This is a genomic window from Zhihengliuella alba (assembly GCF_039538765.1).
Taxonomy (GTDB): domain Bacteria; phylum Actinomycetota; class Actinomycetes; order Actinomycetales; family Micrococcaceae; genus Zhihengliuella; species Zhihengliuella alba.
In genome coordinates this window covers 145,309-172,237 of sequence record NZ_BAABCJ010000006.1, presented here as the reverse complement: position 1 = coordinate 172,237, position 26,929 = coordinate 145,309, and the positions used below count along the sequence as shown (strand labels likewise).

Genomic DNA, 26,929 nt, shown 5'->3' with positions numbered 1-26,929 from the left:
GGACTCGCGCGGCTTGGAGGCGTCGGTCGGTGACGGATCGGGGCCCCCTCCACAGCCCCGCGGGAGTCGATGCCCGCTGTCCCCTCCTTGCCCTAGTCTGGTGAGCATGCGCAAGCTCCTGAAGGCCGCCACCGGCGCCATCGCCGTCGCTGCCTTCGCAGTGCTCCCGGTGGCCCCGGCGCACGCAGGCCCGACGGTCGGGGAGTCAGGCGCCACCACGATGGGACAGGTCGGCATGAGCCACTCGATCTCCGCCACGCCGGGCGCCGCACCCCAGGAGGACGCCGAGGAGCAGTCCGAGGACACCCTGCGGGTCGCCACCTTCAACGCCTCCCTCTACCGCGACCGCGAGGGAGAGCTGGCGCGGGACCTCCGCACCACGGGCGACGAGCAGGCGCAGGCGGTCGCGGAGATCATCCAGCGCACCGCGCCCGACGTCGTCCTGCTGAACGAGTTCGACTACGACGGGTCCGGTGAGGCCGCCGAGCTGTTCCGGGACAACTACCTCGCCGCTGGACAGAACGGCCAGCCGGGGCAGGACTATCCCTACTTCTACACCGCCCCGTCCAACACCGGCCTGCAGACGGGTGCCGACCTGAACAAGGACGGCACCGTCGGCGGCCCGGACGATGCGTACGGCTACGGCGAGTTCGAGGGCCAGTACGGCATGGTCCTCTTCTCCAAGCACCCGATCCTCGCCGACCAGGTCCGCACGTTCCAGGAGTTCCGCTGGCAGGACATGCCGGGGAGCCTGCTGCCCACGGACTACTACGGCCCGCTGGTCAGCGGCATGCTCCGCCTGAGCAGCAAGAGCCACTGGGACGTCCCGGTCTCGGTGAATGGGCGCACCATCCACCTGCTCGCCGCGCACCCCACGCCCCCCGCCTTCGACGGCGAGGAGCAGCGCAACGGGCGCCGCAACCACGACGAGATCCGGCTCCTCGCCGACTACGTCTCGGGCGGCTCCACCGCGGAGTACATCTACGACGACGAGGGCGTCGCCGGCGGCCTCCCGTCCGGCTCCGACTTCGTGATCCTCGGCGACCTCAACGCGGACCCGAACCGCGGCGACTCCTACGACAACGCCGCCGCCCACGTCACCGAGCACCCGCTCGTGACCGACCCCGCGCCGCGCCGCACCGTGGTGCCGGCGAAGCCGTCCAGCGGCCTGGGCCGCTATCTCGACCTCCCCGCCCCGCAGTCCCAGAGCGGCCGGTCGGATCCCTCCCGCGCCCTCGGCACCGCTGACTTCGGGGCCGAGACCGGCACCCTGCGCGTCGACTACGTGCTCCCGTCCAAGACCCTCGACGTCGTCGACGCCGGCATCTTCTGGCCGAACCCGGGCCAGCCCGGGGCGGAGCTGGTCGCCATGGACCCGCCGCGGAGCAGCGATCACCGGCTGGTCTGGGCAGACGTGCGCACCGCGTCCTAGAGTGGGCGCGTGAAGGACAGAATCCCAGACGTCATCCTCGGCCCCGACGGCAAGCCGGCAGCCGGCGTCCAGGGCGCCATCCTCAAGGCCCTCGGGGTGCAGCGCCCGCTCGTGATCAAGTACCTCGACCGGCAGCGCCGCAGGCACCCGGACGCCTCCGCGCACGAGCTCGCCGCCCTCATCGAGCGCGACTACCACCGGGCCGTCACCGGCGGCGGCGCCGCCATCGGTGCGACCGCCGCGGTGCCGGGGATCGGCACGGTCACCTCGCTGGGCCTGTCGGCCGCCGCGACCGTCGGCTTCCTCGAGGCCAGCGCCCTCTACGCGCAGTCGCTCGCTGAGCTGCACGGCATCAGCACGGAGGACCCGGAGAAGGCGCGAGTGCTCGTCATGGCCGTGATCATGGGCGACGAGGGCAGCTCGCTCATCGCCTCCCTCACCCACCAGGCCGCCGGCCGCGGTGCGGGTCCCGTCCAGGGCTGGGGCTCCGTCTTCGGTGCCTCCTCCCAGAAGGGTCTCTGGGGCGGCATCGCCTCCAAGCTGCAGAAGCGCTTCCTGCGCCGGCTCGTCGCCACCCAGGGCGCCAGCACGCTGGGCCGCGTGATCCCCTTCGGCATCGGTGCCGCGATCGGCGGCGTCGGCAACCACCTGCTCGCCAAGAAGGTCATCGAGAGCGCCCGCCAGGCCTTCGCCACGCTCCCGGAGACCATCCCCGCCGACGTCGTCGACGGACGCCCGGACGCCCCGGCGGCCGCTCGCGGCGAGGACCCCTCCGCGGAGGTCGAGCGGGCGATCGAGGCCGAGCGCCGCCGCCGTGCGGGGGAAGCCGAGTAGCAACGCGACGTTCCCCGCGATTTCACGCGGCCGTCTGCCCCGCCCCGGAGCCCGCGCGTACTCTGGGGGCATGTTCACCGTTTACGCGCACCGGGGCTCCAGCGGGACCTATCCCGAGCACACGCGAGCCGCGTATCTGCACGCGCTGGCCGAGGGTGCGGACGGCATCGAGACGGACGTCCACCTGACCGCCGACGACGTGCTCGTCTGCTTCCACGACTCGACCGTCGACCGCACCTCGAGCGGCTCCGGCCCCATCTCCGGGATGACGCTGGCGGAGATCCGGGCCCTGGACGTCGTCTCCTGGGCGGGGGCCACCGTCCCCGAGCAGTACGGCAGCAGCCGCGAGCAGGTGGTCACGCTCGAGGAGCTCATCACCATGATGCGCCGGGTCCCCCGCGAGCTGGGCCTGGCCATCGAGCTGAAGCACCCGAGCCCCTTCGGCCGCCGGCTCGAGGAGAAGGTCCTGGCGCTGCTCATGGAGCTGGGGTGGGACCCCGAGACCTCCCGGATCGGCAACGTCCGCATCTCCCTGATGAGCTTCGATCCGGCCGCGATCGACTACCTGCTGGAGACGATCCCCGGCTACCACCTGTGCATGCTCGTGACCGTGCTGGAGCAGGAGCAGCAGAGCGGCCTGGGCCTGATCACGCGCAATGCCATCCGCTACGTCATGGGGCGCATCCACGGCGGCGCGATGGAGCGCCTCGACTCGGGCGCCGTCGGGCTCGCCGGCCCCGGCGTCGCGTACGCCCGGAAGTACCCCGAACGGGTCGGCAGCTGGCTCGAGCGCGGCCTGCGCGGCCGCGCCTGGACGGTGAACACGGTCGAGGACGCGCAGTTCCTCGCGGATCTGGGCTTCACCGAGTTCACGAGCGACTTCCCTGCGCTGATCAAGGGCTATCTGGAGAATAAACTGGAGGCATGCAGCTGAAGCCCACCCCGGCCGTCAAGGTCGGCCTCTCGGTCGCGCTGGCGACCGGGCTGTACGGGATCTCCTTCGGCGCCCTGGCCGTCGCGGCCGGACTGAGCCTCTGGCAGACCGTCGCCCTCAGCGCGCTGATGTTCACCGGCGGCAGCCAGTTCGCCTTCATCGGCGTGATCGCCGGTGCCGGCACCGGGGGAGCGGCCTTCGGCGCCGCCACCCTGCTGGGCGTCCGCAACGCCGTCTACGGCATGCAGATGAACGTCATGCTGCGGCCCCGCCGCTGGCGGCGCTTCGCCGCCGCGCAGGTGACCATCGACGAGTCCGTGGCCGTCGCCGCCAGCCAGACCGATCCCGCCGAGGAGCGCCGCGGGTTCTGGGTCGCCGGCGTCGGCGTCTTCGTGCTCTGGAACGCGTTCACGGTCCTCGGCGCGCTGCTCGGCGACGCCCTGGGCGACCCGGCCGCGTGGGGGCTGGACGGCGCCGCCGTGGCCGCGTTCCTCGGCCTCCTGTGGCCGCGGCTCAAGGGCCGGGACCCCGTGGCGCTCGCGGTCCTCTGCGCCGTCGTCACCGTGCTGGCCGTGCCCGTCGTCCCCGCGGGCGTCCCCATCCTCCTGGCCGCGGTCGTCGCCGCCGGCTGGGGCTGGGTCGACCGGCGCACCGTGCCGGTGGCCCCGGTGCCCGACGAGGCCGGCGCCGAGCCGCCACACGAGGACTGCCTGGACGGGCGCCCGCACGGGAGGGACGCGTGATGGACGGTCTCTGGTTCTGGATCCTGCTCGCCTGCGCCGTGGCGTACGCGACGAAGCTGCTCGGCTACCTGGTGCCCTCGCGGCTCCTGGACAACCCGCGCATGCTGCGCGGCGCCGGCGCGGTCACCATCGGCCTGCTCGCCTCGCTGACTGCCGTCAACACCTTCGCGGCGGGCCAGGCGATCGTCCTGGACGCACGGATCGCGGCCCTGGCGGCCGCGGGCGTCGCCCTGCTCCTGCGGGCCCCGTTCCTCGTCGTCGTGATCGTCGGCGCCGCCGCGGCGGCCGGCACGCGCCTGCTCGGCTGGGGCTGAACGCGGCTCGACGGCGGGGCCGCGGCACGGAACCGGGCGGGAAATCCCGGCACGCATGATGTGGATCACATTTCCTCCACACTTTCCCGATAGGCTCGCTTCAGGCACTGATCGCCGCCCGTCGGCGATCGGCGGGGCATGGACCCCGGGTGCTGATCTCGACCTTGAGGAGAAGCCATGTTCAAGACTGGCAAAGCCGCCGGTCAGGCCGGGCGCCCACGTCGGCGCCTCGCCGCCCTGACTGCCACCCTGGCGATCGGCGCGCTCGCGCTGACCGGGTGCGCCGAATCCCAGCGCGACGACGCCCCGGAGGGCGGCGGCGGGTCCGACGTCGACTCGACGTTCGTCTTCGCCGCGTCCTCCGATCCACAGTCCCTCGACCCGGCGTTCGCGTCCGACGGCGAATCGTTCCGCGTGTCCCGCCAGATCTTCGAGGGACTCGTCGGGGTGAAGGAGGGGACCGCCGATCCCGAGCCGCTGCTCGCCGAGTCGTGGGAGCAGTCCGAGGACGGGCTGACCTACGACTTCACCCTCAAGGAGGGGGTGAAGTTCCACGACGGCACGGACTTCAACGCCGAGGCCGTGTGCGCCAACTTCGACCGCTGGTACAACTTCACCGGGATCCAGCAGGCCGAATCGGTCGGCTACTACTACAACTCCCTCTTCAAGGGCTACGCCGACAGCCCGGAGAACGCGGTCTACGAGTCCTGCTCGGTCACCAGCGACAACGAGGTGCAGGTGAAGCTGGCCAAGCCGTTCGCCGGCTTCATCGCGGCCCTCTCCCTGCCGGCGTTCGCCATGCAGTCCCCGACGGCGATGGAGGAGTACGGCGCCGACGAGGTCTCCGGCACCGCCGAGGCCCCCGTCCTCTCCGAGTACGCCACGGGCCACCCGGTGGGCACCGGCCCGTTCGAGTTCGACTCCTGGGAGACCGGATCGAGCATCCAGCTCTCGGCGTTCGAGGACTACTGGGGCGAGCAGGGCCAGGTCCAGGAGATCATCTTCCGCGTGATCGACGAGCCGACGTCCCGCCGCCAGTCCCTCGAGGCCGGAGACATCGACGGCTACGACCTGGTCGCCCCGGCGGACACGGCCGCCCTCGAGGAGGCCGGCTTCAAGATCGAGGCCCGCGATCCGTTCACGATCCTCTACCTGGGCATCAACCACGAGATCGAGCAGCTGGCGAAGCCGGAGGTCCGCCAGGCGATCGCGCACGCGATCGACAAGGAGGCCCTCGTCTCGCAGACGCTGCCGGAGGGCACCGAGGTGGCCACGCAGTTCGTCCCGGACAGCGTCAACGGGCACACCGACGACGTCACCAAGTACGAGTACGACCCCGAGAAGGCCAAGCAGCTGCTCGCCGACGCCGGCTACCCGGACGGCTTCACCGTGCAGTTCAACTACCCGACCGGCGTCTCCCGCCCGTACATGCCGACGCCGGAGCAGGTCTTCTCCAACATCTCGGCCCAGCTCAAGGAGGTCGGCATCACGGTCGAGGCGCAGCCGAACAAGTGGAGCCCGGACTACCTGGACCGCATCCAGGGCGGCGCGGACCACGGCCTGCACCTCCTCGGCTGGACCGGCGACTACAACGACACCGACAACTTCGTCGGCGTCTTCTTCGGCGGCAAGAAGCCGGAGTTCGGCTTCGACAACCCGGAGCTGTTCGGCAAGATCGCCGAGGCCCGCACGGTCCCCGACGTCGAGGAGCAGACGCCCCTGTACGAGGAGATCAACAAGGACATCTCCGAGTTCGTCCCGGCGATCCCGCTCGCCCACCCGGCCCCGTCGCTGGCCTTCGACCCGCGCGTCGAGTCCTACCCGACGAGCCCGGTCAACGACGAGGTCTTCAACAAGATCGTCCTGACCGAGTAGCACCCGGCCCCGCGCCCGGGCGGGAGTACGACGGCGGCCCGCGCCGCCGTCGTACTCCCGCCTCCGCCTCGACTCTCCACGAAAGGACGCTGTGCTACGAACCATCGGCAGACGTCTCGCGCTGTTGGTGCCCACGCTGTTCGGCCTGTCCATCCTGCTGTTCCTGTGGGTCCGCAGCCTCCCCGGCGGCCCGGCGACCGCCCTGCTCGGGGACAAGGCCACCCCGGAGGCGGTGGCCCGGATCAACGAGCTCTACGGCTTCGACGAGCCCCTCCTCGCCCAGTACGGCACCTACATGGGCAAGCTGCTGACCGGCGACTTCGGCGTCAGCCTGCGCTCCGGCCGGCCCGTGCTGGAGGAGTTCGCCACGCGCTTCCCGGCGACGCTGGAGCTGACCGCGTTCGCGCTGGTCTTCGCGATCGGCGTCGGCATCCCGCTCGGCTACTGGGCCGCGCGCCACGTGGGCCGCTGGCAGGACCAGCTCTCGGTCTTCCTGTCGCTCGGCGGGATCGTGGTGCCGGTCTTCTTCCTGGCGTTCATCCTCAAGTGGATCTTCGCCATCAAGCTCGGATGGCTGCCCACCGACGGGCGGCAGAACCCCCGGATCGACGCCACGCACTACACCGACTTCTACCTGCTGGACGGGGTCATGACGCAGGAGTGGGACGCCGTCTGGGACGCGTTCCTGCATCTGGTCCTCCCGGGCCTCGCGCTCGGGACCATCCCGCTGGCGATCATCGTGCGCATCACGCGCGCCTCCGTCCTGGAGGTCATGAACGCGGACTACGTGCGCACCGCGCGGGCCAAGGGCATCGGCGCCGACCTGATCCGCAACCGCTTCATCCTCCGCAACGCCATGCTCCCGGTGACGACGACGATCGGCCTGCAGCTCGGCCTCCTCATCTCCGGCGCCGTGCTCACGGAGACGGTGTTCGCGTTCAACGGGATCGGACGGTTCCTGCGCGATGCGATCTTCTACCTCGACTACCCGGTGCTGCAGGGGTTCATCATCTTCATCGCGCTCATCTACTCGCTGATCAATCTGCTCGTCGACGTGTCCTACAGCCTCATCGACCCGAGGGTGCGTGTGCAATGACCCAGAGTATTCCTCCCACCTCCGGCGCGGCCGTGCCGACCGGTTCCGGCACGCCCGCGCCCGCCCCCGGCGGGCTGCCCGGCGGCGACACCGCCGGGGGCGGTCCGGAGCGCGGCGCGGTCCGCGGCATGAGCGTCTGGGGCGAGGCGTTCGTCCGGCTCCGCCGCAACCCGGCGGCCATCATCGGTGCCGCGATCGTGGCCCTGTTCCTCCTCGTCGCCGTGCTCGCCCCGGTGATCGCCCCGTACGGGGCCCTCGCGCTGCCCGGCCGCACGGAGGTCACGCCCACCACCATCCCGGGGCCGGGCGAGCTGGCGGGGCATCCGCTGGGGCTGGACCGCTTCGGCGGCGACCTGCTCTCGAAGCTGATCTGGGGTGCGCAGTCCTCGCTGATGATCGGCATCGTCTCCACGGGGCTCGGGCTCGTCGGCGGCATGGTGCTCGGCCTGCTCGCCGGCGGATTCGGCGGCTGGGTGGACAGCCTCATCATGCGGTTCGTGGACATCCTGCTCTCCGTGCCGAACCTGCTCCTGGCGGTGTCCATCGCCGCGGTGCTGGGCCAGGGCGAGCACGCCATCATGGTGGCCATCGGCGTCTCCGCGGTGCCGATCTTCGCGCGCCTGCTGCGCTCGTCGATGCTCTCGCAGAAGGGGTCAGACTACGTCCTCGCGGCGCAGACGCTCGGCCTCAGCCGCACCACCGTGACGATGAGCCATCTGCTGCCGAACTCGATCGGACCCGTGATCGTGCAGGCGACCCTGACACTGGCGACCGCCGTGATCGACGCGGCCGCCCTGTCCTTCCTGGGTCTCGGCGGCGGCGTGCCGTACGAGGCCGAGTGGGGGCGCATGCTGACGTACGCGCAGGCCGAGCTGGGCATCGCGCCGCAGCTGGCGTTCCTGCCGGGCCTCTGCATCGCGATCACCGCGCTCGGGTTCACGCTGCTGGGGGAGTCGCTGCGCGAGGCGCTGGATCCGAAGTCACGCGCGCGCTGACCGGGAGGCAGTTGGAGCCCGGAGCGAGTCCCCACCAGCGGCCAGTATGACGAACACTGTTCAGTCAGCTGGCCGCTTGGCTATGCTGGCGGGGACAGGAAGGAACCACGGACATGAGCCCCACTTCAGACAGCAGGCTACAGGTCGCCGTCGCGGTCGACCTCCCGGCCGAGCACTGCCGGATGATCGAGCACCTGGAACCCCGCGTGCGCGTACTGCACCGCCCCGATCTCAACCGCCCCGCGCGCTGGGACGCCGACTGGGAGGGCGACCCGGGCTTCACCCGGACGCACGAGCAGGAGCGGGAGTTCGCGGAGCTCCTCGAGGGGGCCGATGCCCTCTTCGGCATCCCCGACGTCGACCCGGCACGGCTGGCCGGTGCCGTCCGGGCGAATCCGCGGCTGCGCTGGGTGCACACGACGGCGGCCGGCGGCGGCGCGCAGGTGCGCACGGCCGGTCTCGCGCCGGCGGACCTGGAGCGCGTCGCCTTCACCACGAGCGCCGGCGTCCACGGCTCGACGCTCGCGGAGTTCGCGCTCTTCGGCGTGCTGGCGGGCGCCAAGGACCTGCGCCGGCTGGAGCGCGACCAGGCCAGCCGGCACTGGTCCTCCGAGCGGCGCGCGATGCGGCACCTGGACGAGATGACCGTGCTGATCGTCGGTCTCGGCGGGATCGGCGCGGCGGCGGCCTCCCGCTTCGCCGCCTGCGGCTCCACGGTCTGGGGCACCTCGCGCAGCGGGCGCCCCGTCGAGCACGTCGAGCGCGTGGTGCCGCTGGAGGAGTTGGCGACCGCGGCGAGTCAGGCGGACGCCATCGTGGTGACCCTGCCCGGCACGCCGTCGACCGAGCGGCTCATCGGCGCGGAGGTCCTCGCGGCCGTGCGGCCCGGGACCATCCTGGTGAACGTCGGCCGGGGCACCGTCGTCGACGAGGACGCGCTGCTGCCCGCGCTCGAGGACGGCCGGATCGGCTTCGCTGCCCTCGACGTGTTCGCCACCGAGCCGCTCCCGGAGGCCAGCCCCCTGTGGTCCCACCCCAACGTCCTGGTCAGCCCCCACACGGCGGCGCTGAGCCGGCAGGAGGGTCGCCGCATCGCGAAGCTGTTCGCCCGCAACGCCACCCGGCTGCTCGACGGCGAGCCGCTGCTGAACCGCGTCGATACCGTGGAGTTCTACTGATGCCCCGGCCGGCCGAGGAGGTCGACGGCACGGCCCCGGCGTCCCGTCCGGCGCGCGACCCCGCCCCGGCGGTGACCCGCGCCCTGGGCATCCTGACGCTGCTCGCCGACGCCGAGGGCAAGCCCCTCTCCCTCAGCGAGATCTCGCGCGGCCTCGGGCTGGCCAAGTCCTCCTGCGCCAACCTCTGCCAGGCGCTCGAGGACGGTGGGATGATCCGCCGCGTGACCGAGGGGTTCGCCCTGGGGCGCCGGACGGCGGAGCTGGGCGGCGCGTTCGCGGTGCAGTTCAATCAGATCCGCGAATTCTTCGGGCTCGTGGCGGCCTCGCCCACGCTGCACACCGAGGTGGTCCAGATCGCCATGCTCGACGGCGCCGACGCGCTCTACCTGGCCCGCCACGAGGGCCGCGCGCCCTACCGATTCGGCACCCCGCTGGGCTCGCGGCTGCCCGCGGTCTTCACGGCGGCCGGCAACGCCCTGCTCTGCGGGCTCGACGAGGAGGAGCTGGAGCGGTGCGTGGGCTCCGTCCTCCCGGCCCGCTCCAGCATCGACGGGCTGGAGCTGACGCTCGAGGGCCTGCGGGGGCGCCTGCAGGAGACCCGCGAGCGGGGCTACGCGGTGGACGAGGGGCACTCGATCACGGGCCTGTGCGGCGTGGCGGTGCCCCTGCCCGCGTGGTCCCCGGGCGATCCGCCCCTGGCCATGGGTGCGGCGCTCCCGGCCGACCAGGCCGACGCCGCCCGGATCGCCGCCACCGGGACCGCGCTGCGCGAGGTCGCCGCCCGGCTCGAGAACCCCTGGAGGGCTCGCACCGCGCGCGGCTGAAGTCCGCCCGGCCTGTTGCGCCGGAGCCGAGGGGGCGGTCCGACCTGCGTCGGGCCGCCCCCTCGCTGTCTCCCCGGACGGCATCTCAGACCTTTCCACGCGAATGCGTCCAATATGTTGTACGGCGTTCGCAGCAATGGTAGTTTCTTTCGAGCAGCACCGTTGTGACACCGATCACTCGTCGAAGGAGACCCTCGTGCAGACACCACCGACTCCCGCCGTCCAGGACGATCCGGAGTACGCCGACAACCTGCGCCGTGCCACGCTCGCCTCGAGCATCGGCAGTGCGCTGGAGTACTTCGACTTCGCCCTCTACGGCCTGGCGACCGCCCTGATCTTCAACGTCCTCTTCTTCCCGCAGGACGATCCCGCGATGGCGACCGTGGCGGCGTTCGCGACCTTCGGCGTGGGCTTCGTCGCCCGCCCGTTCGGCGGGCTCGTGTTCGGCGTCCTCGGCGACAAGCTCGGCCGGAAGCTGGTCCTCGTCATCACGATCACCCTGATGGGTGGGGCCTCCACGCTGATCGGCGTGCTCCCGACCTACGACCAGATCGGGCTCTGGGCCCCGGCCCTGCTGGTGGTCCTGCGGCTCCTGCAGGGCTTCGGGGCGGGCGCCGAGCAGGCGGGCGCCACGGTGCTCATGGCCGAGTACGCGCCGATCCGCCGCCGGGGCTTCTTCTCGGCCCTGCCGTTCATCGGCATCCAGGCCGGAACGCTCCTGGCTGCCGTCGTGTTCTCGCTGCTGACGCTCCTGCCGGAGGAGGCGCTCATGACGTGGGGCTGGCGCGTGCCCTTCCTCTGCTCGTTCGTACTGATCGTCCTGGCCGTGGTCATCCGCTCGCGACTGCGCGAGACCCCGACGTTCGTGGAGCTGGAGAAGCAGGACCAGGTCGCCGAGAAGCCCGTGCGGGAGCTCTTCCGGACCGGCTTCCCCGGCGTGCTGGTCGGCATCGGCCTCCGCATGGCGGAGAACGGCGGGTCCTACATGTTCCAGACGCTGGCCTTGAGCTTCTTCGTCGCCGTCGTCGGCTCCGACGCGGACAAGGGCATCCTCACCTGGGGTGTCACGCTGGGCGCCCTGATCGGCATCGTCACCACGCCGCTCTCCGGCGCGCTGTCCGACCGGTTCGGCCGCCGGGCCGTCTACCGCTTCGGCGCGGTGTTCCTGCTGGTCTACTCGCTGCCAGCGTGGTGGGCGCTGACGCTGGGCAACCCGTACCTCGCCGTCGCCGTCGTCGCGATCGGGCTCGGCATCGCCGTCAACAGCATGCTCGGCCCGCAGTGCGCCATGCTGCCTGAGCTCTTCGGCAGTCGCCACCGCTACCTGGGTGTGGCCATGGCGCGGGAGATCTCCGCGGTCCTCGCTGGAGGCCTGGGCGGCGTCCTCGGCGCGTACCTGATCGCCGTGACCGACGCGAACTGGCTGGTGATCGGTCTCTACATGACGGGGCTGGCCGCCATCACGACCGTCTCGACGTTCCTGGTCCCGGAGACCCTCCGCCGGGACCTCACCAGGACGGACGACGCCGTGAAGATCTCCCCGGCCGAGGCCGGCGACGACGTCTGGCTCTCCGGCAGTCAGCCCGTGGCGGCCGGCCGGGCCGCGGCGGCCACGACGTTCGCCGCGGCCCGAGCCGACCGCGGCGGAGGACGCGACCGCGAGGACGCCCTCCGGTAGGGCGCACGGCTCGCTCCGGACCGGCCTGGCCCGCCACCGCGTCGACGGAGGCGGGCCAGTGCGCGTCCGGGCCGGTGCGGGTCCGGGCCGGTGCCGCGCTACCGGGTCGGCGCGCTGGTTCAGCCGGCCGGATCGACTCGCCGGGTCAGCCCGCCGTCACGCGGAGAGCGTTGCGCCAGGGGTCCTCGAACGTGAGCGTGCGGCCGTCGTCGTACCGGTCCACGCCGCGGGCGGCGAGCCGCTCCGCGAGGGCGCCGATCGATTCGCGGTCCGGTAGGACCAGGTCGATCTCGCCCAGGCCCAGCGCCGGGGTCCGGCCGAGCGCGCCACGGGACGCCCACGTGTTCGCGGCCAGGTGGTGGTGATAGCCGCCCACGGAGAAGAACACGGCCTGCGTGCCGGCGGTCGCCGTGACGTCGAACCCGACCACGGACTCATAGAAATCGCGTGCCGTGGACGCGTCGCCGACCTTCAGGTGCACATGCCCCACGGACGCCTCGGCCGCCGGGGCGTCCTCCCGCAGGTGGCGGGCCACGTACTGCTGCGGGTCCAGGTAGTTCGTCGCCATCCGGACGTGCGCGCCGTCCCACGTCCAGGTCTCGCGCGGGCGGTCGAAGTACAGCTCCACGCCGTTCCCCTCGGGGTCGTCGAAGTAGAACGCCTCCGAGACCAGGTGGTCGGCCGCGCCGGAGAACCGCCCCGGGTACCGCCGCGCCACGGACGCGATGGCCTGGGCCAGGTCCGCGCGCGACTCGAACAGGATGGCCGTGTGGAACAGGCCAGCGGATCCGGCCGGTGCGTGGCGCAGCGCGGGGGAGTGCTCCAGGACGACGGCGGGGCGTCCTGGGCGGCCGAGGACCGCGGTCGGCCCGTGCTGCTCGAGGACGGAGAGGCCCACGCCCTCGGTGTAGTAACGGATCTGGGCATCGAGATCGGCGACCCGCAGGGTCACGGTGCCGACCGTGCTGCGCGCGTCGAGGCGGTCGAGGACCGGCATGCTGCCTCCTGGCAATCGGACTGAGGATTACTTGAACCAACAACCATTCAGGTGGGGCTATTCCGGGGCGTCCACGCTGTTCCGGGGCGTCGGCGGCCGGAGGCGGGTCCGGGACCGCTCAGGCGGCCTCGGGGTCGATCTCGATGTCCAGCTCGTTGCCCGGGATCGACGCCAGGAGGCGGCGCGTGTACGGATGCCGGGGGTTCGTGAAGATCTCCTCCGAGGTGGCCGCCTCGACGAGCTCGCCGTCCTTCATCACGCACACGTAGTCGGAGATCAGCCGGACCACGGCCAGATCGTGGGAGATGAACAGGTAGCTCAGCCCCATCTCGCGCTGCAGGGTGCCGAGGAGCTTGAGGATCTGGTCCTGGACCAGGACGTCGAGCGCGGAGACCGGCTCATCGCACACCAGCAGCTCCGGGTTCAGCGCCAGGGCGCGGGCGATCGCGACGCGCTGGCGTTGGCCGCCGGAGAGCTCGGAGGGGTAGCGGCGCAGCATCGACTGCGGCAGCGCCACCTGGTCCATCAGCTCCCGCACCCGGGCCGAGCGCTCGGCGGCCGTCCCGCGCTTGTACGCTTTGAGCGGCTCCTCGATGATCCGTCCGATCGTGAACATCGGGTTCAGCGACGAGTAGGGGTCCTGGAACACCGGCTGCACGCGCTGCCGGAAGTCGCGCAGCGCGGCCTTGTCCAGGGTGGCGACGTCCTGGCCGTCGAACAGCATGGTCCCGCTGGTCGGCTCGATCACCTTCAGCAGCATCCGCGCCGTCGTCGTCTTGCCGGACCCGGACTCGCCGACGATCGCGACCGTCGAGCCGCGCGGCAGCTCCAGCGACACGTTCTTGGCCGCGTGGAAGTCCTCGTGGGATCCGCGCCGCTTGTAGACCTTGGTCAGGTCCCGCAGCTCCACGATGTTGTCCGTGGCCTTCTCGCGGTCCAGGCCCTTCTCCCGTGCGACGGCGGCCGCGGCCTCCTCGCGCTCGGCCGCGTCCGCGGCGTACGCCCCGGGCGTGAGCCGCGCCGCGGCGACCGAGGGCGCCGCGCTGACCAGGGAGCGGGTGTAGGGCTCCTGCGGGTCCTCGAGGATCTGCCGTGCCGGGCCCGCCTCCACCACCCGGCCGCGGTGCATGACCACCAGGTCCGAGGCGCGCTCCGCGGCGAGGCCGAGGTCGTGCGTGATGAGCAGGACGGCCGTGCCCAGCTCCTCGGTCATCTGCTGCAGCTGGTCCAGGATCACCCGCTGGACGGTGACGTCCAGGGCGCTGGTCGGCTCGTCGGCGATGAGCAGGCGCGGCTGGCAGGCCAGGCCGATCGCGATGAGCGCCCGCTGCCGGAGCCCGCCGGAGAACTCGTGCGGGTACATCTTGGCCCGGGCCGCGGCGTCGGGGATGCCGGCGGCCTCCAGGGTGGAGACCACCTTCGCGTCCACCGTCTTCTTGGTGGCCATGCCGTGCGCCAGGAGTGTCTCGGCGACCTGCTGTCCGATCCGCGTCACGGGGTTCAGGTTGGACATCGGGTCCTGGGGCACCATGCCGATGTGCTTGCCCCGGATCTTCTGGAGCTCCGTCTCGTCGAGTCCCAGCAGCTCCCGCCCCTCCAGCTTGATGCTCCCGCTGAGCCGGGCGTTGCCGGGGAGCAGGCCGATGGCGGCCATCGCCGTGGTGCTCTTGCCGGATCCGGACTCCCCGACGATGGCCAGCGTCCGCCCGGCTTCCAGTGTCAGCGAGGCGCTGTGGATGGCGGAGACGGTGCCGTGGGTGGTCTTGAAGTCGACGGCGAGGTCGGAGATCTCCAGGAGCGGGGCGGTGCCGGCGGCGGGCTGCGAATCGGTCATGGGTCCATCCTGCCTCAAACATGCTCGCCATGTGCTTCACATCACAGGCGGCGTGCCCTCAGCTGGACGGCCGCCCGGCGTCGAGGAGCTCCTCCGCCCGGGCGGCGAGTTCCTCCGGCGTCGCGTGCCGCGAGTCGAGCACGTGGCGGGGATCCTTCCAGAGGGCCAGCTGGAGCCGGCGCCGGTTCAGCGAGATCCACGTGGGCGCGCCGATGTGGGCGTCCTCGTCCCGCCTGCGCTGCTGAAGCCTCATGCGGTGCACCGTGGGATCGGAGCAGACCACCTCGAACCAGGTCAGCTCCGCGCCGGTGCGCTCGGCCAGGCGCTTCCACTGGCTGCGTGCCTCGGAGGAGTCGTTCACGGCGTCGACCACCACGTCCAGGCCGTGGCGCAGCTGCGGCTCGGCCGCCGCCTCGACCACCGCGTAGGCGGCGTGGCCCGTCGGCTGCCGCTGCTGCTGCACCCCGGCGGAGACGATCGCCGCCTCCAGCGGGTCCACCCCCAGCAGCACGGCCCGCAGCCGCGCCGCCAGGGCGGCCGCCGTCGTCGACTTCCCGGTGCCGGGCAGCCCGGCGACGACGATGAGGCGGCTCATGGGACCAGTATCCGCTACTCGGCGGCGGTCCGGCGGGCCTCGGGCAGCTCCTCGCGGAGCGCGAGCACGGGACGCTCGCGGCCCTCGGTGCCGATGAAGAGCTTGTAGCCGACCACCAGCAGGCCCATCCACACGGCGCCGACCACGAGCGCGGTCCGTCCGGCGTCGGTGAAGGCCAGGATCAGCACCACCAGCGCCATGAACCCGAGCGTCACGTAGTTCAGCACCGGCCACAGCGGGGCGGCGAAGCCGGCGGACACCACGCCGTCGCGCTTCATCTCCGTGCGCATGCCGTGGTGCGCCAGCAGGATCGAGGCCCAGGTGAACACGGTCGCGAACGTGGCGATCGACGCGACGATCACGAAGAGCTGGTCCGGGATCAGGAGGTAGACGAACAGCCCGACCACGAGGCAGGCCGCCACGATCACGACCGGCCAGGTCGGCACGCCCGAGCGGGAGATCCGGGTGAAGGCCTTGGGCGCGTGGCCCTGCTCGGCCAGGCCGTACATGGTGCGCGTGGCCGCGTAGGTGATCGAGTTCATCGCGGACAGCGCCGCCGTGAGCACCACGGCGTTGATGATGTGCGGGGCCGCCGTCAGTCCCAGCTGGGAGAAGACGAGGACGAACGGCGACTCGCCGGAGCCGACCTCGGTCCAGGGGATCAGGCAGAGCATCACGCCGATGGTCAGGATGTAGAAGATCAGGATGCGGACCGGGACGGTGTTCACGGCCTGCGGGATGGCGCGCGCCGGGTCGCCGGCCTCGCCGGCCGTCATGCCGAGGGTCTCGACGCCGCCGAAGGAGAAGACCACGATGCCGAGGCTCATGATGATGCCCCAGACGCCGAAGGGCGCGAAGCCGCCGTGCTCGAACAGGTTGTGCGGGCCCGGCTCGAAGCCGCCGAGGCTGATGCCGAACACGATCAGGTAGAGCCCGCCGACGATCATCGCGACGATGGTGACGATCTTGATCAGCGTGAACCAGAACTCGAGCTCGCCGAAGACCTTCACGCGCATGAGGTTCAGGCCGCAGATCAGCACCAGCGCGGCGACCATCCAGATCCAGCCCGGGGTCTCCGGGTACCACATCTTCATATACGTCGCGGCGGCCGTCATGTCCGCGATCGCGACGATGATCATCTCGAAGGCGAAGGTCCAGCCGGTCAGGAAGCCCATCAGCGGGCTCGTGTAGCGGCCGGAGTACTGGGCGAAGGAGCCCGCGACGGGGTGGCGGACGGCCATCTCGCCGAGGGCCCGCATCACCGCGTAGACCGCGCAGCCGGCGATCAGGTAGGCGATGAGGACGGCGGGTCCGGCCGCCTGGATCGTCTCGGAGGAGCCGTAGAACAGGCCCGTTCCGATGGCTGATCCCAGGGCGATGAAGCGGATGTGGCGCAGCGACAGCTTGCGGTCCAGCTCCTGGCTGGCGACGGCAGGCGTCGACGTGGTCGTGGAGGTCATGCAGGTCCTCGGGTCTATCGTGCGGCTCGGTCCGATGACGATCGGTCCGGAGGCCTCGGGACGGCCTTGTCCCGAAACAGCAGCGTCAAGTGTGTCACGAAGATGACGTCTCGGTCACATTGAGTCGGTTTGCCTTGCGTTCGGGGGTGGAAACGCGGTAGTGGGACGCCGGTGCGGGGACGCGGGGGCGGCGTGTGCGCCGTGGCATCCACCGACCCGCCGTGGCACTCTTGAGGCATGATCGTCGCCTTCTCACTAGCCCCCAATTCCGCCCACGACGACGGCTCGGTGCACGACGCCGTCGCGGCCGCCGTGCGCGTGGTCCGCGAGTCCGGCCTGCCGAATCGGACGTCCTCGATGTTCACCGAGATCGAGGGGGACTGGGACGAGGTCATGGACGTCGTCAAGCGTGCCACCGAGGCCGTGGGCGCCTACGGCGACCGCGTCTCGCTGGTGCTCAAGGCGGACATCCGCCCCGGCCGCACGGGAGAGCTGGACGGCAAGATCGAGCGGCTGGAGCGCGCGCTCGACGAGCAGGGAACGGGCGAGCGGGCCACCGGCCCGGACTCCGGCGCCGCGGGCGAGGCGTGAGCCCCGCCGGCCTGAGCGTCGCCATCCGCAAGGCCACCGCCGAGGACGTCCGTCCGACCCTCGAGATGAAGCTCGCCGCGTGGCGGGAGACCTACGGGGACGTCCGCCCCGAGTCCTTCTTCGCCGCCAAGGAGGCGGGCTTGGAGAAGGAGACCGACTGGTGGCTGCGCGGCCTCGCGGCCGGCGCGGAGTTCTGGATCGCGCTCGACGCCGACGGCGCGGTCATCGGCTGCGCCGGCGGGACTCCCGTCCAGGACGACGACGCCGACACGGGCGTCCCGGTCGAGTTGCAGATGCTCTACGTCCGCGCCGCCTACTACGGGACCGGACTGGGCGAGCGGTTGCTGCAGACCGCCGTCGGAGTGGGGCCCGCGCTGGCATGGGTGGTCCAGGGCAACGAGCGCGCGATCGCCTTCTACCGCAAGCACGGCTTCGCGCCCGACGGCCGGGTCGAGCCGTGCGGGGACTGGGGCGACGGCGTCGACTGGACCGGCCTGAACGAGGTACGGCTGGTGCGGCGGTAGTGGCCAGGGGCCGCGGACGCCGTTCCGCGGGCGCGGCGGCACCCGAACCGGCCGCCGCCGGGCCCGCTCCCGGCGACTACCCGATCGACACCGGCGTCGCCACGCTGGAGCGCGACCCCTACAGCGACACCGGCTGGATCCTGCAGGTCAACGGCGTCCCGTCGTCGCACGTCGACCTGGCGGATCCGGGGCGACTGGACTTCGAGTACATGCGCTGGATGGCGGCGCTGCTGCGCGCCCGGTTCCCGGCCGATGCACGGCTGCGCGCGCTGCACCTCGGCGGCGGCGCCTGCTCCATGGCCCGCTGGGTGCACTCGGCCTACCCGGAGGCGCGCCAAGTGGTCGTCGAGCTCGACGGCAGACTGGCCGGGCTGGTGCGCGAGTGGTTCGACCTGCCGCGGGCCCCCCTGCTGCGGCTGCGCGTGGGCGAGGCCGGGGAGGTCCTCGGCAGTCTGACCGAGTCCACCCGCGACGTGATCATCCGGGACGTGTTCGCCGGGGACCGCACGCCGGCGGGGCTGACCGGCGAGGCGACCGCGACCGACGCGGACCGTGTGCTCGCACCCGGCGGGATCTACGTGGTCAACAGCGGCAACGCCCCGGATCTCGCGGAGTTCCGGCGCGAGGCCGCAGTCCTCGGGGCGGTGTTCGAGCACGTGGCCGCGATCGCGGACCCCGCGATGTTCAAGGGGCGCCGGCGCGGCAACGTGGTGATCGCGGCGTCGCAGTCGCCGATCCTGCCGGAGGTCGCCCTGCCGGAGCTGGGCCGCGAGCTGCTCGGCGGCGGCGTGCCCGCCACCTACTGGGACGATGCGAGGGTCCGCGGCTTCGCCCGCTGATCACAACCGGCAGGCCGACCACCCAGGCCAGAAAAGGCGTGGCGCCGCCCCTCGAGAGGAGCGGCGCCACGCCGTCGGAGTGCCGGGATCAGGCGGGGACCTCGCCCCCGGCCATGGCCTGCTCGATCACGCCGATGCCGAAGAACAGGACGAACGCCGCCGCGACCACCCACATGAGCGGGTGGATCTCCCTGGCGCGGCCCTGCACGGCACGCAGGAACACGAACGCGACGAAGCCCGCGCCGATGCCGTTGGCGATCGAGTAGGTGAAGGGCATGAGGGCGAAGGTCAGGAACGCCGGCAGGGCGACGCCCCAGTCGCTCCAGTCGATCTTGACCACCTGGGTGATCATCATGAAGCCGACGACGACGAGCGCCGGTGCCACGGCCTCGAACGGGACGAGGTGCACCAGCGGTGTGAGGAACATGGCCAGCAGGAACAGGATGCCCGTGACGATCGACGCCAGGCCCGTGCGCGCGCCCTCGCCGATGCCCGCGCCGGACTCGACGAACAGCTGGTTCGACGAGACGGAGGCGCCGCCGCCGACGACCGCGCCGGCCGCGTCGACCAGGAGGACGCGGTCCACGTTCGGGATGTTGCCCTCGGCGTCGACCGTCCCTGCCTCGTTCGCGAGGCCGACCATGGTGCCCATGGCGTCGAAGAAGATGGACAGGAGGATCACGAACGCCAGCAGTGCGGCGGCGGTGACGCCGAGGCTCTGGAACGCGCCGAAGAGGTTGAACTCGCCGATGAGGCTCAGGTCGGGGGAGGACCACGTGGGCATGGATGGGACCACGAGCGACCAGCCGAACTGGTTCTCGGCGCTGGAGCCGATGTGGAAGACGGCCTCGAGGATATTGGCCAGGACGGCGGCGACGATGATGCCGATCAGGATGGCGCCGCGGACCTTGCGCACCACCAGGGCGGCCGTGACGAGCAGGCCGACGATGAAGACGAGGGTGGGCCAGCCGATCAGCTCGCCGTCGAAGCCGAGGCCCACGGGGACGGTGGTGCCGGCCTCGTCCGGGATGCGGCGGACGAACCCGGCGTTGACCAGGCCGATGAGCGCGATGAACATGCCGATGCCGACGACGATCGCGGTCTTCAGCGACGGCGGGACCGCCCGGAAGACCGCCGTGCGGAAGCCGGTGAGCACGAGGATCAGCATGGTGGTGCCGGAGATGACCACCAGGCCCATCACGTCCGGCCAGGTCAGACCCGGGTTGGTGGCGACCGTGATCGCCAGGAAGGCGTTCACGCCGAGGCCCGTGGCCATGGCGAACGGGTGCTTTGCCCAAGCACCCATGAGGATGGTCATGATGCCGGCGACGAGTGCCGTCGCGGCCGCCACGCGGGCCGGTCCGAGCTCGGAACCCGTGGCATCGGCGCCGGAGAGGACCAGGGGGTTCAGCACCACGATGTAGCTCATGGCGAAGAAGGTGGCGACGCCGCCGCGGATCTCCTGCGACACGGAGGAACCGCGCTCCGTGATCATGAAATAGCGGTCGAGCAGACCGGCACCAGTTTTCTGCATGGCTTCAATGGTATGGCGCGGCTTTTTGCGTTATGGACCACAACTGGGGAAAGGTGAACAATATAACTATGGCGACGAGCCACAGCTGAAGGAGTCGAAGATGACCGCGAACAGCAACAGGTCGATGGGCCGCCCGGAGCCCTCCACTACACCGGCCGACGGGATCGTCGTCGGGGTCGACGGCTCCGAGGCGGGGAAGTGCGCGCTCAAGTGGGCCGCCTCCGAGGCCCGCCGCAGGAACCTGCCGCTCAACGTCATCACCGCCTACACCATCCCCGTCTTCGCCGCCTCCAGCATGGATGCCGGCTACGCGACCCTGGACGACGACGTCATCCGGGAGGGTGCCGAGGAAGTCCTCCAGCAGGCGCTGGCCGACTTCGACGCGAGCGGCCTCGAGCTGCGGTCCCGCGTGGAGTCGGGAGATCCCGCTGGAGTCCTGCTGGACCTGAGCAGCGAGGCGGATCTGATGGTGGTCGGGACCCGCGGCCGCGGCGGCTTCGTGGGCCGCATGCTCGGCTCCGTCAGCGCCGCGCTGCCGGCGCACGCCAAGTGCCCCACCGTCGTGGTCCCGCAGTGTGTCAGCGAGGTCCCGGCCGATGCGCCGCAGCGCCGCGACGTGGTGGTCGTCGGCGTCGACGGCTCCGACCGGGCGCGCCTCGCCGTCCTGGTGGCGGCGGAGGTCGCCATGGCGCGCGGTGTGCCCCTGCGGGTGGTCTGCGGCATCCCGCCGATCAGCGGCGCGCTGGCGTGGATGCCCGCCACGGTGGACCAGGAGGCGCTCCTCGCCGACGTCCGCCACCACCTGTCCAACGGCACTCGCTGGCTCAAGAGCTACTATCCGGACCTCGAGGTCGAGACGGACGTGGTGCTCGGTCCGCCCATCGAGATGCTCGTCGAGGAGTCGGAGGGTGCGCGCCTGACGGTCGTCGGAACGCGCGGCCGCGGCGGTTTCGCCGGCATGCTGCTCGGCTCCACGAGCCAGGGCGTCCTCCACCACGCCCGCGGCCCGGTCATGGTCGTCCCGGACGGGGAGGACCCCCGGCTGGCCACCCGCCCGGACTTCGACGACGAGAGCGCCGCCTAAGCGGTGACTCACCTCCGGCCCTGGCGGCCCGAGGACGCTCCCGCCCTGGTGGACGCCTGGACGGTCAGCGCCGATCTCGGCCCGCAGACGGGGGACGCCGACCTGGGTGAGGTCGGCGCTGCACGGGCGTTCATCGAGCAGCACCTCCTGCAGCCGGCCGGTCCCGGACCGGCGTCCTCGCGCAACTGGGCCGTCGACGTCGACGGCACGGCGGTCGGGAACATCGGCCTGTCCGCCATCGAGCACCGCCACGGGACCGCGTGGACGTACTACTGGCTGAGCGCGCCGGTCCGAGGGCGTGGCGTCGCCGCCCGCGGTCTGGCCGCCGTGGCGGCGTGGGCCTTCGAACAGGGCCTGTTCCGACTCGAGCTCGGCCACCGGACCAACAATCCTCCCTCGTGCGGAGTCGCGACGCGCGCAGGGTTCCTCGCCGAGGGGATCGAGCGGCAGAAGCTGCGCTACGGGCAGGACCGGTACGACGTCGAGCTCCACGCGCGGCTGGCGACCGACCCGGCGCCGGACCTCCGTCTGCTCCCGCTCCGGGGACTGCCCGCGGATGCGACGGCCCACGCGCGAACCTGAACGCTGACTTGGAAAATCGCCGACCCGGCCCACCCGGCGGCCCAACCTGTTGTCTTCGGTCGCGGCGTCACCTAAGAATGAACCATGACAGCGCTCATGAGGTCTCTCGAGACAGCCGTTCCCGCAACAGTCATGGTCCAGCCCGTGGTGCGCGACGTCTTCGCGGCGCAACCGGGCCTCAGCAGGCTCGGCAAGCGCCTGGTCACGGCGGCCTTCGACTCGTCCGGCATCGACACCCGCTATACGGCCGTCGAGGAGCTGACACTCGATCAGCAGAGCGACGACCCGGTCTTCTTCGATGCGGCCACGATGGAGATCCTCCGGCCCGGGACTAAGGCCCGGAACGAGGTCTACGCGGAGGCCGGGACCCAGCTGTTCGTCGAGGCGGCGCAGAAGGCGCTGGACGCGGCCGAGGGCATCGGGCCCGGAGACGTCACGCACGTCGTCACCGTGTCCTGCACCGGCTTCTTCAATCCGGGCCCCGACTACAAGATCGTCCGCGCGCTCGGGCTGCACCCCTCGGCTCAGCGCTACCACCTGGGATTCATGGGCTGCTACGCGGCCTTCCCAGCCCTCCGGGCCGCCAAGCTCTTCTGCGACGCCGACCCCGACGCCGTCGTTCTCGTGGTCAGCGCTGAGCTCTGCTCGCTGCACGTGCGCTCGTCCAACGACCCCGACACGATCGTCGGCACGTCCCTCTTCGCGGACGGGGCCGCAGCCGCGATCATCTCCGGGCGGCCCGACCTGCCCGCGCCCTCCGGCGCCTACCTGACGCTCGACCACTTCGAGACGACCCTGACGCCGGTCGGCGAGGACTCCATGGCGTGGAACATCGGCGACGAGGGGTTCGAGATGGTGCTGGGCAACTATGTCCCCCACATCATCGACGACCACATCGTGGGGGCACTCGACCCGCTGCTGGAGCGCGACGCGTCGTTGCGCGGCCTGGACTACCGGGAGATCGAGCACTGGGGCATCCACCCGGGCGGGCGCAGCATCCTGGACAAGGTGCAGGCCCGGCTGGGCCTGAGCGACGAGCAGCTGGTGCCGGCGCGCGAGACGCTGCGCAACTACGGCAACATGAGCAGCGCGACCGTGATGTTCGTGCTCAAGCACATCCTCGAGCACGGCAATGACCACGGCACCGACCACAGCACCGGCACCGAGGCCGACGAGCAGTTCGAGCACACCCGGCGCGATGCCAGCAGGTCCGCTGCCCCGGCACTGAAACCGACGGCGGCCTCGTCGTCAGCACCCGCGTCTGCACCCGTGCTCCGGCCGGAGGACACCGAGGACCTCGAGCCGTCCACGGCCGAATCGGACGGGGTCGATGACGAGGAGAGGACGACGGCCGGCCCGGTCGCCGGTTCGGCCGCCGGCGGGGTGCGCCGCGAGCGCGTGTGCGCCATGGCGTTCGGGCCCGGCCTGACCGTGGAGACGGCCCTGCTCACCAAGGTCTCCGCCTGAATGCAGTTCCTGGCCCGCCGCGACGAGCACGCGGTCGAGGAGATGGACCGGACCGACTGCGATCCGGTCCGCCTCGAGAACACCTACCGCCAATTCCGCCTGGTCAACGCTGCGGTGTCCGGATGGCAGCTGACGTGGGCGCGCCTGGTCCGCCCGGTCCTCTCGACGTCCCGTCCCACCACGCTGCTGGACGTCGGCTCCGGCGCCGGTGACATCCCGCGCGCCTTCGTCCGCTGGGCGGCCCGCGACGGCTTCGCGCTCCACGTGACGGCCATCGATCCGGACGAGAGGGCCCACGCCTACCTGCGCTCGCTGCCGCCGTTGCCGGGCCTGACGGTCCGCCGCGCCCACACCGCCGACCTCGTCGCCGAGGGCGCCCGGTACGACGTCGTCACGTCCAACCACCTGCTGCACCACCTGGACGCCGGGCAGCTGGACGGGCTGCTCCGCGACTCCGCGGCGCTCGCCGGCCGGCTCGCGGTCCACAGCGACATCGCCCGCACCAGGCTCGGCTACGCCCTGTTCTCCGCGGGCACGCTCCCGCTGCCGGGGTCCTTCATCCGCGCGGACGGCCTGACGTCGATCCGTCGCAGCTACCGGCCGGACGAACTCCGCGCCGCGGTGCCCGCGGGCTGGCGGGTGGAGTCGCAGATCCCGTTCCGCAACCTGCTGGTCCGCCGGGGGTGAGCATGCGCGGGCACGACGCGGACGTGGCGGTGGTCGGGGCCGGACCCGTGGGCCTGTATGCGGCGGCCCTCCTGGCATCTGCCGGGGCGGACGTCGTCGTGCTGGAGCGGCGGCGTGAGCGCACCGCGCACTCCCGTGCCATCGGGATCCACCCGCCGGCGCTGGCCGCCCTCGGACGCGTAGGGGCGGCGGAGGACCTCGTCGAGGCGGGCGTGCGCATCGTCGAGGGCGAGGCCCGCTGCGGCGGTCGCCGGGTCGCACGGCTCTCGTTCGACGGCGTCCCGGGCGAGCACCGCTTCGTCCTCGCCGTTCCGCAGTTCCGCACCGAGGCCATCCTCGAGCAGCGGGCCCTCTCCGCCGGCGCGGACCTCCGCCGGGACGTGGAGGTCCGCGGACTCCGGCAAGGCCCAGGCCACGGCGGTCTCGCCGGCGGAGGTCTCGCCGGTCGGGGGAGCGGCAATCCGGGGAGCGCGGGCGGTGCGCCGGGGGTGGAGCTGCGGACGTCGGACGGGCTGCTCCGCGCACGCTTCGTCCTGGGGGCCGACGGCGCGCGCAGCACCGTCCGCGGGGCCTCCGGCATCGGCGCGCGGATCCGGCGCTACCCGGACACCTACGCGATGGGCGACTTCGCCGACGCGGCCGCGGAGGCGGCGCCCGGTGGCGCCCGCCGAGCCGTGCTCTACCTGGAGCGCGGCGGGATCGTCGAGTCCTTCCCGCTGCCGGGCGGGGTCCGGCGCTGGGTGGTGCGCACCCGGTCCTTCGTCGCGCACCCGACCGCCGACTGGCTGGCGGCCACGGTGGAGGCGCGCACCGGCGTCGCACTGGACCCGGCGGGGAACTCGATGCTGAGCTCCTTCGGGGTGCGCCGGCGCATCGCGGACCGGTTCGTGAGCGGGAGGGTGGCGCTGGTCGGCGACGCGGCCCACGAGGTCAGTCCGATCGGCGGTCAGGGCATGAATCTGGGCTGGCTGGATGCGGCGCTGCTCGCCCCCAGCGTGCTGGAGGCCCTCCAGGACGGGGGCGGCGCGGGCCTGCGCCGGTATGGCACCGTGCGCCGCCGCGCAGCTCTGGCCGCTGCACGGCAGGCGCACTTGAACATGGCGCTCGGCCGGCCCCTCGCGGCCCCGTGGTTGGGCCTGCGCAACAGGGCCATCGGGCGGGCTGCTGCGGCGGATCCGGTGCACGACGCCGTCGCACGCGTCTTCACGATGAACGCCTGACGGCCCGCGAGGGGCTGCGCCGGGTCCGCAGAGCTACGCCGGGTCCGCTGGGTCCGGGACGAAGTCCTGGATGATCTCCGGCGAGGCGTGGATGCACAGCATCTCCAGGTTCCCGGGCCCGGCGCTGCGGAACCGGTGGTGCGCCCCGGCCGGCACGGTCACGATCGCGCCGGCCTCGGCGCGGAGCTCCTCGCCGTCGGACCGGATGACCGCCTCGCCGCGCAGGACCACCCACGTCTCGGTGTACGGGTGCCGGTGGGTCGCCGGACCCGCGCCCGGCTCGGCATCGACCCAGAAGAACGAGACGCCGGCGCCGTGCTCGGCCCCGACGAAGCGCGCCGTGCCCGACGTCCCGGCCCGCAGCCCGTCCCGGTGCACCACCGTGCCGTGGAATGCCATGCTCTTCTCTTCTCGAGTCGGCGGAGTACCGAGCGGTACTCGGGAACGCCTGCTCGTAGAGTACTGAGCGGCTCCGGGGAGCTCAATGGCTCCGGCGGGTGCCGCTGGGCCGGTGCAGCGTCAGGAGGCGCCGAGGCGGGACTCCGGCCGGAGAAGGTCGGGGACGACGTCGGTCAGTGCCGCGTCCGTCAGCGCCTCGCCGAGCGCGGGCGCCTGCTTGAAGAGGTTGTGCCCGGCCACCGCGGTGATGCGCCCCGTGGACCAGAGGCCCACGCCGTCCGAGCCCCAGGGCAGCTTGGTGACCCAGCAGTGGACGTGGCCCAGGGGCTCCGGGTCGAGCCCGGGCAGCGCCCGCGACACGTACTCCGCGGCGCGGGCGGCGAGCGAGTCCAGCTCGGACGGGTCCGCCAGGCTGCCGTCCGGCGACACCGGGGTGGAACCGCTGAGGCCCACGGAGTAGCGGCGGTTGTCCTCGGTCGGCGCGGCGTAGACCCCGGTCTCCCCGAACGTGCCGCTGGTGTCCTGGAAGGTCGGCAGGGGGACCGCGGGCGGCTCGCGGACCCCGAACGTCACCCGGACGTGGGCGCTGAGCTCCACCGGGATCTCCAGGCCGGTCCCGCGGGCCAGCGGCGCGGTGCCGCGGCCGGCACAGAGGACCACACGGTCGAACGCGCCGACACCGGTCCCCGTGCGCACCTCCGCTCCGGCGCCGGCGTGGCGGACGGAGAGGACGTGGTCCGGCACCAGGACGTCGGAGAGCGCGGCAGTGAGGGCGTCGATGGCGCTGAGCGTGTGGATGGTGCCGCCGTCCACGTCCAGCATCGCCGGTCCGGAGTACTCGGCGAGGAGGGGCATCAGATCGCTCAGCTCCTGCGCCTCCAGCCGGCGCGTCGGAACGCCCGGGACCTGGTCCAGCACCCGGAGCTTGTCCTCGATGCCGTCGCCGATCGCGACGGCCCCGGCACCGGAGACGAGCGGCCGGCCGAACTCCGCCTCCCACTCGCGCCACAGCGTCCGGCTGCGGCTGACGAAGGACGCCAGCCGGGCGTCGTCGTGCGCGTGTCGGAAGATCCGGGACTCGCCGGCGGACTGCCCGCCGCCGGTCCGCCCCGACTCGTAGAGGACCACCTCGGCTCCGCGTCGGCGCAGCGCCCACGCCGTCGCGAGACCGATGATTCCTGCACCTACTACGGCAACTCGGCTCATGCCCTCA

At 72.0% G+C, this 26,929-nt stretch carries 26 protein-coding genes; 19 read left to right on the top strand and 7 right to left on the bottom strand.

Annotated features, from left to right (window positions below):
• Positions 1 to 106 precede the first annotated feature (106 nt).
• The 11 genes from ABD784_RS12375 to ABD784_RS12325 all read left to right on the top strand — a co-directional run bounded on the left by ABD784_RS12375 (position 107) and on the right by ABD784_RS12325 (position 11,903).
• Positions 107 to 1,432: an endonuclease/exonuclease/phosphatase family protein gene (locus tag ABD784_RS12375; protein ID WP_344885148.1), complete on the top strand. Its 1,326-nt coding sequence runs from the start codon at positions 107 to 109 to the stop codon at positions 1,430 to 1,432.
• Between the two features lie 9 nt (positions 1,433 to 1,441).
• The gene (locus ABD784_RS12370; protein WP_344885145.1) at positions 1,442 to 2,266 is read left to right on the top strand and encodes a hypothetical protein; all 825 of its coding nucleotides are present in this window, start codon (positions 1,442 to 1,444) and stop codon (positions 2,264 to 2,266) included.
• Positions 2,267 to 2,336: 70 nt separating this feature from the next.
• Positions 2,337 to 3,200, top strand: coding sequence for a glycerophosphodiester phosphodiesterase (locus ABD784_RS12365; protein WP_344885142.1), 864 nt, complete (start codon positions 2,337 to 2,339; stop codon positions 3,198 to 3,200).
• Positions 3,191 to 3,943, top strand: coding sequence for an AzlC family ABC transporter permease (locus ABD784_RS12360; protein WP_344885139.1), 753 nt, complete (start codon positions 3,191 to 3,193; stop codon positions 3,941 to 3,943). The genes ABD784_RS12365 and ABD784_RS12360 overlap by 10 nt, the downstream gene beginning before the upstream one ends.
• On the top strand, positions 3,943 to 4,257 hold the full coding sequence (locus tag ABD784_RS12355) for an AzlD domain-containing protein (RefSeq protein ID WP_344885136.1): 315 nt from the start codon (positions 3,943 to 3,945) through the stop codon (positions 4,255 to 4,257). The genes ABD784_RS12360 and ABD784_RS12355 overlap by 1 nt, the downstream gene beginning before the upstream one ends.
• A gap of 177 nt (positions 4,258 to 4,434) precedes the next feature.
• Complete coding sequence (locus tag ABD784_RS12350) at positions 4,435 to 6,132, top strand: ABC transporter substrate-binding protein (protein WP_344885133.1); 1,698 nt, start codon at positions 4,435 to 4,437, stop codon at positions 6,130 to 6,132.
• A gap of 91 nt (positions 6,133 to 6,223) precedes the next feature.
• Positions 6,224 to 7,228 carry an ABC transporter permease gene (locus ABD784_RS12345; RefSeq protein WP_344885130.1) on the top strand — a complete coding sequence of 335 codons (1,005 nt, stop codon included), beginning with the start codon at positions 6,224 to 6,226 and terminating at the stop codon, positions 7,226 to 7,228.
• Positions 7,225 to 8,223 (top strand): ABC transporter permease, encoded by a 999-nt coding sequence (locus ABD784_RS12340; RefSeq protein WP_344885127.1) that lies wholly within the window; start codon positions 7,225 to 7,227, stop codon positions 8,221 to 8,223. The genes ABD784_RS12345 and ABD784_RS12340 overlap by 4 nt, the downstream gene beginning before the upstream one ends.
• A gap of 113 nt (positions 8,224 to 8,336) precedes the next feature.
• A complete protein-coding gene (locus ABD784_RS12335) occupies positions 8,337 to 9,401 on the top strand; it encodes a D-2-hydroxyacid dehydrogenase (protein WP_344885124.1) in 1,065 nt (354 codons plus the stop codon).
• Positions 9,401 to 10,225: an IclR family transcriptional regulator gene (locus ABD784_RS12330; protein ID WP_344885121.1), complete on the top strand. Its 825-nt coding sequence runs from the start codon at positions 9,401 to 9,403 to the stop codon at positions 10,223 to 10,225. The genes ABD784_RS12335 and ABD784_RS12330 overlap by 1 nt, the downstream gene beginning before the upstream one ends.
• A gap of 196 nt (positions 10,226 to 10,421) precedes the next feature.
• Positions 10,422 to 11,903, top strand: a complete 1,482-nt coding sequence (locus ABD784_RS12325) for an MFS transporter (protein ID WP_344885119.1) — start codon at positions 10,422 to 10,424, stop codon at positions 11,901 to 11,903.
• 145 nt (positions 11,904 to 12,048) lie between these two features.
• Here ABD784_RS12325 and ABD784_RS12320 read toward each other — a convergent pair whose 3' ends face one another.
• The 4 genes from ABD784_RS12320 to ABD784_RS12305 form a co-directional block, all read right to left on the bottom strand.
• Complete coding sequence (locus ABD784_RS12320) at positions 12,049 to 12,900, bottom strand: VOC family protein (protein WP_344885116.1); 852 nt, start codon at positions 12,898 to 12,900, stop codon at positions 12,049 to 12,051.
• A gap of 118 nt (positions 12,901 to 13,018) precedes the next feature.
• Entirely contained in the window at positions 13,019 to 14,734 is a 1,716-nt protein-coding gene (locus ABD784_RS12315) for an ABC transporter ATP-binding protein (RefSeq protein ID WP_344885113.1), read from the bottom strand.
• A 58-nt stretch (positions 14,735 to 14,792) separates the two neighbouring features.
• A complete protein-coding gene (locus ABD784_RS12310) occupies positions 14,793 to 15,329 on the bottom strand; it encodes an AAA family ATPase (RefSeq protein ID WP_344885110.1) in 537 nt (178 codons plus the stop codon).
• 14 nt (positions 15,330 to 15,343) lie between these two features.
• Positions 15,344 to 16,789: an amino acid permease gene (locus ABD784_RS12305; protein ID WP_344885107.1), complete on the bottom strand. Its 1,446-nt coding sequence runs from the start codon at positions 16,787 to 16,789 to the stop codon at positions 15,344 to 15,346.
• Between the two features lie 237 nt (positions 16,790 to 17,026).
• On the opposite strand from ABD784_RS12305, the gene ABD784_RS12300 reads away from it, so the two are divergent.
• From ABD784_RS12300 to ABD784_RS12290, 3 genes are read left to right on the top strand one after another with little or no spacing between them, the layout of a single operon-like run.
• The gene (locus ABD784_RS12300) at positions 17,027 to 17,380 is read left to right on the top strand and encodes a thiamine-binding protein (RefSeq protein WP_344885105.1); all 354 of its coding nucleotides are present in this window, start codon (positions 17,027 to 17,029) and stop codon (positions 17,378 to 17,380) included.
• Positions 17,377 to 17,904: a GNAT family N-acetyltransferase gene (locus ABD784_RS12295; protein ID WP_344885102.1), complete on the top strand. Its 528-nt coding sequence runs from the start codon at positions 17,377 to 17,379 to the stop codon at positions 17,902 to 17,904. Before ABD784_RS12300 ends, ABD784_RS12295 begins: the two co-directional genes overlap by 4 nt.
• The gene (locus ABD784_RS12290) at positions 17,904 to 18,743 is read left to right on the top strand and encodes a spermidine synthase (RefSeq protein WP_344885099.1); all 840 of its coding nucleotides are present in this window, start codon (positions 17,904 to 17,906) and stop codon (positions 18,741 to 18,743) included. The genes ABD784_RS12295 and ABD784_RS12290 overlap by 1 nt, the downstream gene beginning before the upstream one ends.
• 88 nt (positions 18,744 to 18,831) lie before the next feature.
• Here the strand turns inward: ABD784_RS12290 and ABD784_RS12285 are convergent, their stop codons facing one another.
• Positions 18,832 to 20,277 (bottom strand): NCS2 family permease, encoded by a 1,446-nt coding sequence (locus ABD784_RS12285; RefSeq protein ID WP_344885097.1) that lies wholly within the window; start codon positions 20,275 to 20,277, stop codon positions 18,832 to 18,834.
• Between the two features lie 100 nt (positions 20,278 to 20,377).
• Here ABD784_RS12285 and ABD784_RS12280 point away from each other — a divergent pair, with 100 nt between their 5' ends.
• From ABD784_RS12280 to ABD784_RS12260, 5 genes are all read left to right on the top strand, one after another.
• On the top strand, positions 20,378 to 21,361 hold the full coding sequence (locus ABD784_RS12280; RefSeq protein ID WP_344885094.1) for a universal stress protein: 984 nt from the start codon (positions 20,378 to 20,380) through the stop codon (positions 21,359 to 21,361).
• A 3-nt stretch (positions 21,362 to 21,364) separates the two neighbouring features.
• Complete coding sequence (locus tag ABD784_RS12275; RefSeq protein WP_344885091.1) at positions 21,365 to 21,943, top strand: GNAT family N-acetyltransferase; 579 nt, start codon at positions 21,365 to 21,367, stop codon at positions 21,941 to 21,943.
• An 84-nt stretch (positions 21,944 to 22,027) separates the two neighbouring features.
• Positions 22,028 to 23,410: a type III polyketide synthase gene (locus tag ABD784_RS12270; protein ID WP_344885088.1), complete on the top strand. Its 1,383-nt coding sequence runs from the start codon at positions 22,028 to 22,030 to the stop codon at positions 23,408 to 23,410.
• Positions 23,411 to 24,097: a class I SAM-dependent methyltransferase gene (locus ABD784_RS12265; RefSeq protein WP_344885085.1), complete on the top strand. Its 687-nt coding sequence runs from the start codon at positions 23,411 to 23,413 to the stop codon at positions 24,095 to 24,097.
• Positions 24,098 to 24,099: 2 nt separating this feature from the next.
• Positions 24,100 to 25,317, top strand: a complete 1,218-nt coding sequence (locus ABD784_RS12260) for an FAD-dependent oxidoreductase (protein ID WP_344885082.1) — start codon at positions 24,100 to 24,102, stop codon at positions 25,315 to 25,317.
• 33 nt (positions 25,318 to 25,350) lie between these two features.
• Here ABD784_RS12260 and ABD784_RS12255 read toward each other — a convergent pair whose 3' ends face one another.
• Positions 25,351 to 25,716, bottom strand: a complete 366-nt coding sequence (locus ABD784_RS12255; protein WP_344885079.1) for a cupin domain-containing protein — start codon at positions 25,714 to 25,716, stop codon at positions 25,351 to 25,353.
• A gap of 120 nt (positions 25,717 to 25,836) precedes the next feature.
• On the bottom strand, positions 25,837 to 26,922 hold the full coding sequence (locus ABD784_RS12250; RefSeq protein ID WP_344885076.1) for an NAD(P)/FAD-dependent oxidoreductase: 1,086 nt from the start codon (positions 26,920 to 26,922) through the stop codon (positions 25,837 to 25,839).
• Between the last annotated feature and the right edge of the window lie 7 nt (positions 26,923 to 26,929).

Bases quoted from the DNA above. Each gene is read 5' to 3' on its own strand.
- ABD784_RS12310 (WP_344885110.1), bottom strand. From the start codon at position 15,329: ATGAGCCGCCTCATCGTCGTCGCCGGGCTGCCCGGCACCGGGAAGTCG.
- ABD784_RS12315 (WP_344885113.1), bottom strand. From the start codon at position 14,734: ATGACCGATTCGCAGCCCGCCGCCGGCACCGCCCCGCTCCTGGAGATC.
- ABD784_RS12250 (WP_344885076.1), bottom strand. From the start codon at position 26,922: ATGAGCCGAGTTGCCGTAGTAGGTGCAGGAATCATCGGTCTCGCGACG.
- ABD784_RS12270 (WP_344885088.1), top strand. From the start codon at position 22,028: ATGACAGCGCTCATGAGGTCTCTCGAGACAGCCGTTCCCGCAACAGTC.
- ABD784_RS12330 (WP_344885121.1), top strand. From the start codon at position 9,401: ATGCCCCGGCCGGCCGAGGAGGTCGACGGCACGGCCCCGGCGTCCCGT.
- ABD784_RS12365 (WP_344885142.1), top strand. From the start codon at position 2,337: ATGTTCACCGTTTACGCGCACCGGGGCTCCAGCGGGACCTATCCCGAG.
- ABD784_RS12335 (WP_344885124.1), top strand. From the start codon at position 8,337: ATGAGCCCCACTTCAGACAGCAGGCTACAGGTCGCCGTCGCGGTCGAC.
- ABD784_RS12280 (WP_344885094.1), top strand. From the start codon at position 20,378: ATGACCGCGAACAGCAACAGGTCGATGGGCCGCCCGGAGCCCTCCACT.
- ABD784_RS12375 (WP_344885148.1), top strand. From the start codon at position 107: ATGCGCAAGCTCCTGAAGGCCGCCACCGGCGCCATCGCCGTCGCTGCC.
- ABD784_RS12265 (WP_344885085.1), top strand. From the start codon at position 23,411: ATGCAGTTCCTGGCCCGCCGCGACGAGCACGCGGTCGAGGAGATGGAC.
- ABD784_RS12300 (WP_344885105.1), top strand. From the start codon at position 17,027: ATGATCGTCGCCTTCTCACTAGCCCCCAATTCCGCCCACGACGACGGC.
- ABD784_RS12360 (WP_344885139.1), top strand. From the start codon at position 3,191: ATGCAGCTGAAGCCCACCCCGGCCGTCAAGGTCGGCCTCTCGGTCGCG.
- ABD784_RS12305 (WP_344885107.1), bottom strand. From the start codon at position 16,789: ATGACCTCCACGACCACGTCGACGCCTGCCGTCGCCAGCCAGGAGCTG.
- ABD784_RS12340 (WP_344885127.1), top strand. From the start codon at position 7,225: ATGACCCAGAGTATTCCTCCCACCTCCGGCGCGGCCGTGCCGACCGGT.
- ABD784_RS12255 (WP_344885079.1), bottom strand. From the start codon at position 25,716: ATGGCATTCCACGGCACGGTGGTGCACCGGGACGGGCTGCGGGCCGGG.
- ABD784_RS12350 (WP_344885133.1), top strand. From the start codon at position 4,435: ATGTTCAAGACTGGCAAAGCCGCCGGTCAGGCCGGGCGCCCACGTCGG.
- ABD784_RS12260 (WP_344885082.1), top strand. From the start codon at position 24,100: ATGCGCGGGCACGACGCGGACGTGGCGGTGGTCGGGGCCGGACCCGTG.
- ABD784_RS12320 (WP_344885116.1), bottom strand. From the start codon at position 12,900: ATGCCGGTCCTCGACCGCCTCGACGCGCGCAGCACGGTCGGCACCGTG.
- ABD784_RS12285 (WP_344885097.1), bottom strand. From the start codon at position 20,277: ATGCAGAAAACTGGTGCCGGTCTGCTCGACCGCTATTTCATGATCACG.
- ABD784_RS12355 (WP_344885136.1), top strand. From the start codon at position 3,943: ATGGACGGTCTCTGGTTCTGGATCCTGCTCGCCTGCGCCGTGGCGTAC.